The following is an 8,117-nucleotide window of genomic DNA, read 5'->3' on the forward strand; positions in this document are numbered from 1 at the left end:
GGCGTCGGCCCCCGGGCGGCCGACACCCCCAGCCGATAGTCTTGACGTCAAGACAGTTGCCGCACCGAACCGAGGGAGCCCCGCGAACCATGGCGCGCATCATCTACACCCACACCGACGAAGCACCGATGCTGGCCACCGCATCGTTCCTTCCGATCCTCGAGGCCTTCTCCACCACCGCCGGGATCGACGTCACCACCCGCGACATCTCCCTGGCCGGTCGCATCCTGGCCGCCTTCGGCGACGTCCTGCCCCAGGACCAGCAGGTCGACGATGCCCTCGCCGAGCTGGGCCAGCTTGCCAAGACCCCCGAGGCCAACATCATCAAGCTGCCCAACATCTCCGCCTCGGTGCCGCAGCTGAAGGCCGCGATCGCCGAGCTGCAGTCCCAGGGCGTGGCCCTGCCGGACTACCCCGAGTCGCCCTCCACCGATGAGGAGAAGGACACCCGCGCACGCTACGACTCCGTCAAGGGCTCGGCCGTGAACCCGGTGCTGCGCGAGGGCAACTCCGATCGTCGCGCCCCCGAGGCCGTCAAGAGCTTCGCCCGCAAGTACCCCCACCGCATGGGCGAGTGGAGCGCGGACTCGAAGACCTCCGTGGCCACCATGGGCGCCGACGACTTCCGCCACAACGAGCAGTCCGTGGTGATCGAGGGTCCCGGAGAGCTGTCCATCGTGCACATCGGCGCCGACGGCGCAGAGACCGTCCTGAAGGCACCGTTCCCGGTGCTGGACGGCGAGGTCGTGGACTCCACCGTGATGCGCGCCGAGGCGCTGGACGCCTTCCTGCGCGAGCAGGTCGCGGCGGCGAAGGAGCAAGGCGTGCTGTTCTCCCTGCACATGAAGGCCACCATGATGAAGGTGTCGGATCCGATCATCTTCGGGCACGCCGTGCGGGCCTTCTTCCCCACTCTCTTCGCCCAGCACGGCGAGCAGCTGAAGGCCGCGGGTCTGTCCCCCGACAACGGCCTGGGCGGCATCCTCGCCGGTGTCCAGGAGCTGGACGCCCGGACCCAGGAGGGCGTGAAGAAGGCCATCGAGCAGGATCTCGCCGACGGCCCCGCCCTGGCGATGGTCAACTCGGACAAGGGCATCTCCAACCTGCACGTGCCCAGCGACGTCATCATCGACGCCTCCATGCCCGCGATGATCCGCACCTCCGGCCACATGTGGGGCCCGGACGGCGAGGAGGCCGACACCCTGGCGGTCATCCCCGACTCCTCCTACGCCGGCGTGTACGACGTGGTGGTCGAGGACTGCAAGGCCAACGGCGCCTTCGACCCCACCACCATGGGCACCGTGCCGAACGTGGGCCTGATGGCGCAGAAGGCCGAGGAGTACGGCTCCCACGACAAGACCTTCGAGATCCCCTCCCCCGGTCGCGTCGAGGTGCGTGATGCGAGCGGCTCCGTGCTGATGAGCCACGAGGTCCAGGCCGGGGACGTGTTCCGCGCCTGCCAGGCCAAGGACGCCCCGATCCGCGACTGGGTGCAGCTGGCCGTGCGCCGCTCCCGCCTCTCCGGCATGCCGGCCGTGTTCTGGCTGGACCCGGAGCGCGCCCACGACCGCAACCTGATCGCCAAGGTCGAGGCCTGCCTGGCCGAGGAGGACACCGAGGGCCTGGACATTCGCATCCTCTCCCCCGTCGAGGCCACCAAGCACACCCTGGAGCGGGTGCGCCGCGGCGAGGACACCATCTCGGTGACGGGAAACGTGCTGCGTGACTACCTGACCGACCTGTTCCCGATCATGGAGCTGGGCACCAGCGCCAAGATGCTCTCTGTGGTGCCGCTGATGAACGGCGGCGGCCTGTTCGAGACGGGTGCCGGTGGCTCCGCCCCCAAGCACGTCCAGCAGCTGATGGAGGAGAACTACCTGCGCTGGGACTCCCTGGGCGAGTTCCTGGCCCTGGCCGAGTCCCTGCGCCACCTCTCCCGCACCGCCGACAACGCTCGCGCCGAGGTGCTGGCCGACGCCCTGGACCGCGCCACCGCCACCCTGCTGGAGGAGGGCAAGTCCCCGCAGCGCAAGCTGGGCAGCATCGACAACCGCGGCAGCCACTTCTACCTGGCCCTGTACTGGGCGCAGGAACTGGCCAAGCAGACCGAGGACGCCGAGCTGGCCGAGGCGTTCGGCCCGCTGGCCGCGAAGTTCAGCGAGGCCGAGCAGACGATCGCCGAGGAGCTGCTGGCCGTGCAGGGCTCCCCGGCCGACATCGGCGGCTACTACCGTCCGGATCCGGAGAAGACCGCACGCGTGATGCGACCCTCGGCCACCTTCAACGCCATCCTGGACGAGATCGCCCAGGCGCTCTGAGACGAGCCCAGCACGATCGAGACGTGCACGCACGGCAGCGGCCGGTCATCCTCGCGATGATCGGCCGCGGCCGTTCGCACCTGCACACCGCCCCCGCCGGGAGCAAGGAGCACCCATGCCCGTGATCACCGCACCGTCGGACGGCATCGACCTGCGCTACGACGTCTCCGGCACCAGTCCTGCCGTGGTGCTCCTGCACGGCTCCGTGCTCAGCCGCGCCATCTGGCGAGGACTGGGCTATCTGGAGCCGCTGGCCGAGCACCACACGGTGATCCGGGTGGATCTGCGGGGCCACGGCAGCTCCGACGCCCCGCACAGTGCCGATGCCTACACGCAGGAGCGCTTCGTCTCGGACCTGCTGGCGGTGCTGGATGCGGAGGGCCTGGAGGCGGCGTCCCTGCTGGGCTACTCCCTGGGCGCCCGCATCGGCGTGAGCACCGCAGTGCGCCACCCGCAGCGGGTGTCGCGCCTGGTGAGCCTGGGCGGGTCCGCCTCCGCTCAGCACGGAGCGGTCGACGAGGTGTTCTTCCCCGGGGTGATCGAGTCGGTGGCCTCCGGCGGCATGGAGGAGTTCTGCACCCGTCAGGGGCTCGGACCGGAGGTGGGGGACAGGCGCGCCCGCGCCACCCGCGCCGCGTTCCTGACCGCTGATCACCAGGCGATCGCCGCCCTGCTGGCCGCGACTGACGCCACCGCGGGGATCCCCGCCGAGCAGCTCGCGCAGTGCGAGGTGCCGGCCCTGTGGATGGCCGGCACCGAGGACCACCCGCGGTTCGAGGAGTCCCGGCAGGCGGCGGCCGTGATGCCGCGCGCGGGGTTCGTGCCGCTGGAGGGGCGCGACCACGGAGGAACGCTGGCCCCGGCCGGACCCGTGCTGGAGCACGTGCTGCCCTTCCTCGCCGAGGATCAGAGCACCTGACGCACCAGCGCCACCAGGGCAACCGCCGCGATGATGCCGCGCAGCCCAGAGGTCCAGGGCGAGTCGATCCTTCCTCACCCCGTGGGGCCAGAGCCTGTCGGTGAGCACGCGGAAGTCGTGCTCGCCGGGGCCGTCGTCATCGACGAGATCGCGCACCCGCCCCAGGAGGATCCGGGGGCGGGTGCGCGAGGCGGTCATTCGAAGCGCATCAGCGCAGCGCCGCGAGGGCCGCGTCGTAGTCGGGCTCGTCGGCAATCTCGGGCACCTGCTCGGTGTACAGGACCGTGCCGTCGGCGTCGACCACCACGACAGCACGCGAGAGCAGGCCCGCCAGGGGACCGTCGGACATGGTCACCCCGTAGTCCTCACCGAAGGTGGAGCGGAAGGCGGAGGCACTGACCACGTTCTCGATGCCCTCGGCACCGCAGAAGCGCTCCTGGGCGAAGGGCAGGTCACGGGAGACGCACAGCACGGTGGTGTTCTCCAGCCCCGCGGCGAGCTCGTTGAAGCGGCGCACGCTCATGGCGCAGGTGCCGGTGTCCACGGAAGGGAAGATGTTCAGCACCACGCGCTTGCCGGCGAAGTCGCCGCTGGTAACAGGACCCATGTCCGTGCCGACCAGATCGAACTGGGGTGCCGATGATCCCTTCTGCGGCAGCTCGCCGACCGTGGAGACGGGATTGTTCTGGAAAGTGATAGCAGCCATGTCCCCATCCTCACGCGCCTGCCTGGGAACCACAAGAACGGACCTGAAACGCACGGACGGGCAACCGGTCGACGGCATCGGACCGCGGAGCCTCCCGCCGGCTCGCTCACTCCATCGTGGCGCGCAGTCGCTCCACCTGCTCGTCCACGTCGAAGTCCGCGGCGGGCCACTGCGGGTCGATCGCCTCCAGCGCGTCCAGCAGCAGCTGCTGGACAGCGATCCGCGCGTACCACTTGCGGTCCGCCGGCACCACGGTCCACGGGGCGTGCTCGGTGGAGGTGGCGGCGAGCGCCCGGTCGTAGGCCTCCATGTAGGCGGGCCAGTGGACTCGCTCATCGAGGTCGCCGGGGTTGAACTTCCAGTGCTTGTCCGGGCGCTCCAGCCGCTCCATCAGCCGTTCGCCCTGCTCCTGGGCAGAGATGTGCAGCATCACCTTGATCACGGTGGTGCCGGCCTCGGTCAGCTCCTGCTCGAACTCGTTGATCGCACGGTAGCGGCGCTGGATCTCCTGCTCATCAGCCCAGCCGTGCACCCGGTGGATCAGCACGTCCTCATAGTGGGAGCGGTCGAACACGCCGATCATCCCGGGGGCCGGGGCGTGCGGCCTGATCCGCCACAGGAAGTCGTGCTTCTTCTCCTCGTCCGTGGGGGCCTTGAAGGCGCTGATGTCCACACCCTGGGGGTCCACCGAGCCGACCACGTGGCGCATGATGCCGCCCTTGCCGGAGGTGTCCATTCCCTGCACCACCAGCAGCACACTGCGGCCCTCCCCGGTGGGACGACTGGCCGCGTAGAGCCGCTCCTGGAGGTCGTCGAGGCGCTCGTCGAGCGCGGCCAGGCGATCTTCGCCGTCCTGCTTGTCGCCCTGGAAGCCGGGGGTGGAGCGGGCATCGAGCTCCGTCACCGAGCCGGTCCAGCCGGGAGGGATCCTCACACCCCGCGGGGCATCGGTGCTGACGAGCACGTCCGCGCCGGTGCCCGCGCCACCTGAATCATCTGTGCCATGGATCTCATTCATGCGCTTCAGAGTAGTGGGACCCGGTTTGACGCGCCGCCCGCGGGGGGCGAGGGTCGCCCCATGACGACCCTTGCGATCACCCACGCCCATGTCCAGCCCGTCACCGACGATCCCTTCGACGGCGCCGTCCTGGTGCGGGACGGGGTGATCACCGCGCTCGGCCCCGACGTGGACGTCCCCGGCGACGCCGAGGTGGTGGACGCCGACGGCGCATGGCTGCTGCCCGGGTTCATCGACGCCCACGTGCACCTGGGCGTGCACGAGGAGGGTGAGGGCTGGGCCGGCAACGACACCAACGAGATGACCGACCCGGTGATGGCCGCGGTGCGCGCCATCGATGCGATCAACCCGATGGAGGTGGGCTTCGACGACGCCATCGCCGGCGGGGTGACCGCTGTGAACGTCAACCCCGGTTCGGGCAACCCGATCGGGGGCCTGGCCGTGGCGATCCGCACCCACGGCCGCGTGGTGGACGACATGGTGCTGCGCGAGCCCTCCGGGCTGAAGGCCGCCCTGGGTGAGAACCCCAAGCGCGTGTACGGCGAGCGCCGCGCCACGCCGTCCACGCGCCTCGGGGTCGCGCTGACCATCCGCAAGGCCTTCGCGAAGGCCCGCGCCTGGAGTGCGAAGGACCCGGCCGAGCGCGACAGCGACCTGGTGTCGGAGGCTCTGGCACGGGTGCTGGCCCGCGAGATCCCATGGCGGCAGCACGCGCACCGGGCCGACGACATCGCGACCGCCCTGCGCATCGCCGAGGAGTTCGGCTACGAGCTGGTGCTCGACCACGGCACGGAGTCGTACCTGATCGCCGATCGCATCGCGAGGGCCGGGGTGCCCGTGCTGTACGGACCCCTGATCGTCTCCCGCTCCAAGGTGGAGGTGCGCCACCGCACCACCCGCGCCCCGGGCATCCTGGCGCGGGCCGGGGTGAAGGTATCCCTGATCACCGACCATCCCGTGGTGCCGATCGACTTCCTCGTGCACCAGGCTGCCCTGGCAGTGAAGGACGGCATGGACCCCTCCGATGCCCTGCGCGCGATCACCGTGAACCCTGCCGAGGTGCTCGGTCTGGGTGACCGGCTGGGCTCGTTGGAGGTGGGCAAGGATGCGGACCTGGTGCTGTGGGACGGTGACCCGCTGGACCTGCGCCACCGGACGCTGCGCGTGTGGCAGGCCGGCCGCGAGGTCATGCACCGCGGTGAGGACGGGCAGCCCGTGATCGCGGAGCGCTGAGCGCTCAGTCGTCGATCCGCACGTCCTGGGTCTCCACGTCGACCTCGACCTCCACGTCGTCGTTCGAGCCGTCCGGGATGATGTCGACGGTGTAGTGGATCCGGTCGTCATCGGACTCCAGCGACCAGCCGGAGACTCGGCCGTCCTGTGCTCCCAGGGCTAGTTCGATGGCCTCGGCGTACGGCATCGGATCGGCGATGTCGACGGCGGGCTCGCCGTCGTCGTCCTGGTCGCGCTCGTGCTCGATGATCTCTCCGCTGATGGCGCTGAGCTCGATGGCGTGCTCCTGGGCATCGTTGCGGATCTCGATCTCCCACTCCCAGCCGTTGCGGCGGTCGTGGTCGATGGTGATCGAGTGGACGTCCCCTCCCCCGGCGGCGTCCAGGGCGCGCTGCACGGCGTCCTCCGCGGGGATGGGCAGCTCGGTCGAGGCCAGGTCGGCATCGGCCGGGAGCTCGGAGCCCGCTGCGGAACCGCCGCCGTCGGATGCGGCCGCGCCGTCGTCGGAGGTGGCCGCGCCGCCATCGGCGGCACCTCCATCAGAGGATCCACCACCGTCGGAGGCGCCGCTGCCCTCCCCTGCGTCCTGCTCCTGGCTCGGCTGATCGGGCTGGGCGGGATCCTCGGTGTCGGAGCCGCATCCGACCGCCAGGGCCAGGACGAAGGCGGCCCCGGCGGCGGAGCGGACGAAGCGGCGGCTGGTGATGGTCATGGGGGTTCTCCGTTCCTGGAGGTGGCCCGGGCGCCACCGTGCTGATCGCACTGGCCACCCGGTTCGCTGATCAATCCAGCGTAGGCATGGCCGGTTGGGCGGGCGCGGATTCTGAGAGCACTCTCATCCGCAGTTCACGAACGGACGCCTGATATGTCTCCCAACTGCACGGATGAATGGGCCGACCGACCGTTAGCACCGGTTCTTGGCAGGTGGAGCGTGACCTGGGTTACGGTCACTGGGTCAGCAGATCCACGGATCCGCGGTCGTGTTCCATCTCGACCGCCCTCGGATCTGACAGCTGTACATGAGAGGAATCCACATGACTTTTCAGGGCAACATCCGAGACCTGCAGCGCGCAATCGTTGTCGACTCCACCGGCGACAAGGTCGGCTCCGTCGGCCAGGTGTACGTGACCAACGAGGGGCAGGACCCGTCGTGGGTGACGGTCAACACCGGCCTGTTCGGGACCAACGAGACCTTCATCCCCCTGGCGGACGCTCAGTTCACCGACGGTGAGATCCGCGTCCCGTACGAGAAGAAGTTCATCAAGGACGCTCCGAACATCGCGGAGGACGGCGAGATCTCCCAGGAGCAGGAGGCCGAGCTCTACCGCTACTACGGCGTCCAGGATCCCTCCCGCGACGGCTACCTCGATGCAGGTGACCGCACCGGTGGCACCGTCGATGACAGCACCGGGACGGGCGTGGGCGCTGCTGGCGCTGGCGTCGGAGCCGCCGGGGCCGGCGTGGACCGTGACCGCGATCTGGACCGCCGTGACGACGACGGCGTGACCCTCCACGAGGAGAAGCTGAACGTCGGCACCGAGCGCCGTGAGGCCGGCAAGGCGCGCCTGCGCAAGTACGTGGTCACCGACACCGAGCAGGTGGAGGTTCCCGTCCAGCGCGAGGAGCTGGTCGTCGAGCGCACCCCCGCCACCGGCGAGGACCGCGGCGGCCGCCTCGGCGAGGACGAGACAGAGGTGACCCTCCACGAGGAGCGCCCCGTCGTCAGCAAGGAGACCGTCGCCACGGAGAACGTCAACCTCGGCAAGCGCACCGTCACCGACACCGAGACCGTCACCGAGCAGGTGGGTCACGAGGAGGTCGATGTGCAGTCGGGTCGCGACGACCGCGTCTGAGCAGCATCTGAGGGAACCAGGAACAGGCAGCGCGTCAAGCGCCCTGACCCCTGAGTCCTGATCCAGGAAG

7 protein-coding genes are annotated in these 8,117 nt (G+C 69.9%); 4 read left to right on the forward strand and 3 right to left on the reverse strand.

Going from position 1 to position 8,117, the window contains the following annotated elements; genetic code table 11:
• The first annotated feature begins 89 nt into the window (after nt 1-89).
• Together M4D54_RS10405 and M4D54_RS10410 are read left to right on the forward strand one after the other, a co-directional pair.
• On the forward strand, nt 90-2,318 hold the full coding sequence (locus tag M4D54_RS10405; RefSeq protein ID WP_193864568.1) for an NADP-dependent isocitrate dehydrogenase: 2,229 nt from the start codon (nt 90-92) through the stop codon (nt 2,316-2,318).
• 115 nt (nt 2,319-2,433) lie between these two features.
• On the forward strand, nt 2,434-3,237 hold the full coding sequence (locus M4D54_RS10410; RefSeq protein ID WP_193864567.1) for an alpha/beta fold hydrolase: 804 nt from the start codon (nt 2,434-2,436) through the stop codon (nt 3,235-3,237).
• A gap of 208 nt (nt 3,238-3,445) precedes the next feature.
• On the opposite strand, the gene tpx is transcribed toward M4D54_RS10410, so the two are convergent.
• Together tpx and M4D54_RS10420 are read right to left on the reverse strand one after the other, a co-directional pair.
• Nucleotides 3,446-3,943 (reverse strand): thiol peroxidase, encoded by a 498-nt coding sequence (gene tpx / locus M4D54_RS10415; RefSeq protein WP_193864565.1) that lies wholly within the window; start codon nt 3,941-3,943, stop codon nt 3,446-3,448.
• Between the two features lie 106 nt (nt 3,944-4,049).
• On the reverse strand, nt 4,050-4,961 hold the full coding sequence (locus M4D54_RS10420; RefSeq protein ID WP_193864564.1) for a polyphosphate kinase 2 family protein: 912 nt from the start codon (nt 4,959-4,961) through the stop codon (nt 4,050-4,052).
• A gap of 60 nt (nt 4,962-5,021) precedes the next feature.
• On the opposite strand from M4D54_RS10420, the gene M4D54_RS10425 reads away from it, so the two are divergent.
• On the forward strand, nt 5,022-6,194 hold the full coding sequence (locus M4D54_RS10425) for an amidohydrolase (RefSeq protein ID WP_259891314.1): 1,173 nt from the start codon (nt 5,022-5,024) through the stop codon (nt 6,192-6,194).
• A gap of 4 nt (nt 6,195-6,198) precedes the next feature.
• Here M4D54_RS10425 and M4D54_RS10430 read toward each other — a convergent pair whose 3' ends face one another.
• A complete protein-coding gene (locus M4D54_RS10430) occupies nt 6,199-6,906 on the reverse strand; it encodes a PepSY domain-containing protein (protein WP_193864562.1) in 708 nt (235 codons plus the stop codon).
• A gap of 322 nt (nt 6,907-7,228) precedes the next feature.
• On the opposite strand from M4D54_RS10430, the gene M4D54_RS10435 reads away from it, so the two are divergent.
• Nucleotides 7,229-8,047 carry a DUF2382 domain-containing protein gene (locus M4D54_RS10435; protein WP_193864560.1) on the forward strand — a complete coding sequence of 273 codons (819 nt, stop codon included), beginning with the start codon at nt 7,229-7,231 and terminating at the stop codon, nt 8,045-8,047.
• The last annotated feature ends 70 nt before the right edge of the window (nt 8,048-8,117 follow it).

The organism is Brachybacterium sp. p3-SID1565, from assembly GCF_025143785.1.
GTDB classification, from domain to species: Bacteria; Actinomycetota; Actinomycetes; order Actinomycetales; family Dermabacteraceae; genus Brachybacterium; species Brachybacterium epidermidis.

Bases quoted from the DNA above. Each gene is read 5' to 3' on its own strand.
- M4D54_RS10405 (WP_193864568.1), top strand. From the start codon at position 90: ATGGCGCGCATCATCTACACCCACACCGACGAAGCACCGATGCTGGCC.
- M4D54_RS10410 (WP_193864567.1), top strand. From the start codon at position 2,434: ATGCCCGTGATCACCGCACCGTCGGACGGCATCGACCTGCGCTACGAC.
- tpx (WP_193864565.1), bottom strand. From the start codon at position 3,943: ATGGCTGCTATCACTTTCCAGAACAATCCCGTCTCCACGGTCGGCGAG.
- M4D54_RS10420 (WP_193864564.1), bottom strand. From the start codon at position 4,961: ATGAATGAGATCCATGGCACAGATGATTCAGGTGGCGCGGGCACCGGC.
- M4D54_RS10425 (WP_259891314.1), top strand. From the start codon at position 5,022: ATGACGACCCTTGCGATCACCCACGCCCATGTCCAGCCCGTCACCGAC.
- M4D54_RS10430 (WP_193864562.1), bottom strand. From the start codon at position 6,906: ATGACCATCACCAGCCGCCGCTTCGTCCGCTCCGCCGCCGGGGCCGCC.
- M4D54_RS10435 (WP_193864560.1), top strand. From the start codon at position 7,229: ATGACTTTTCAGGGCAACATCCGAGACCTGCAGCGCGCAATCGTTGTC.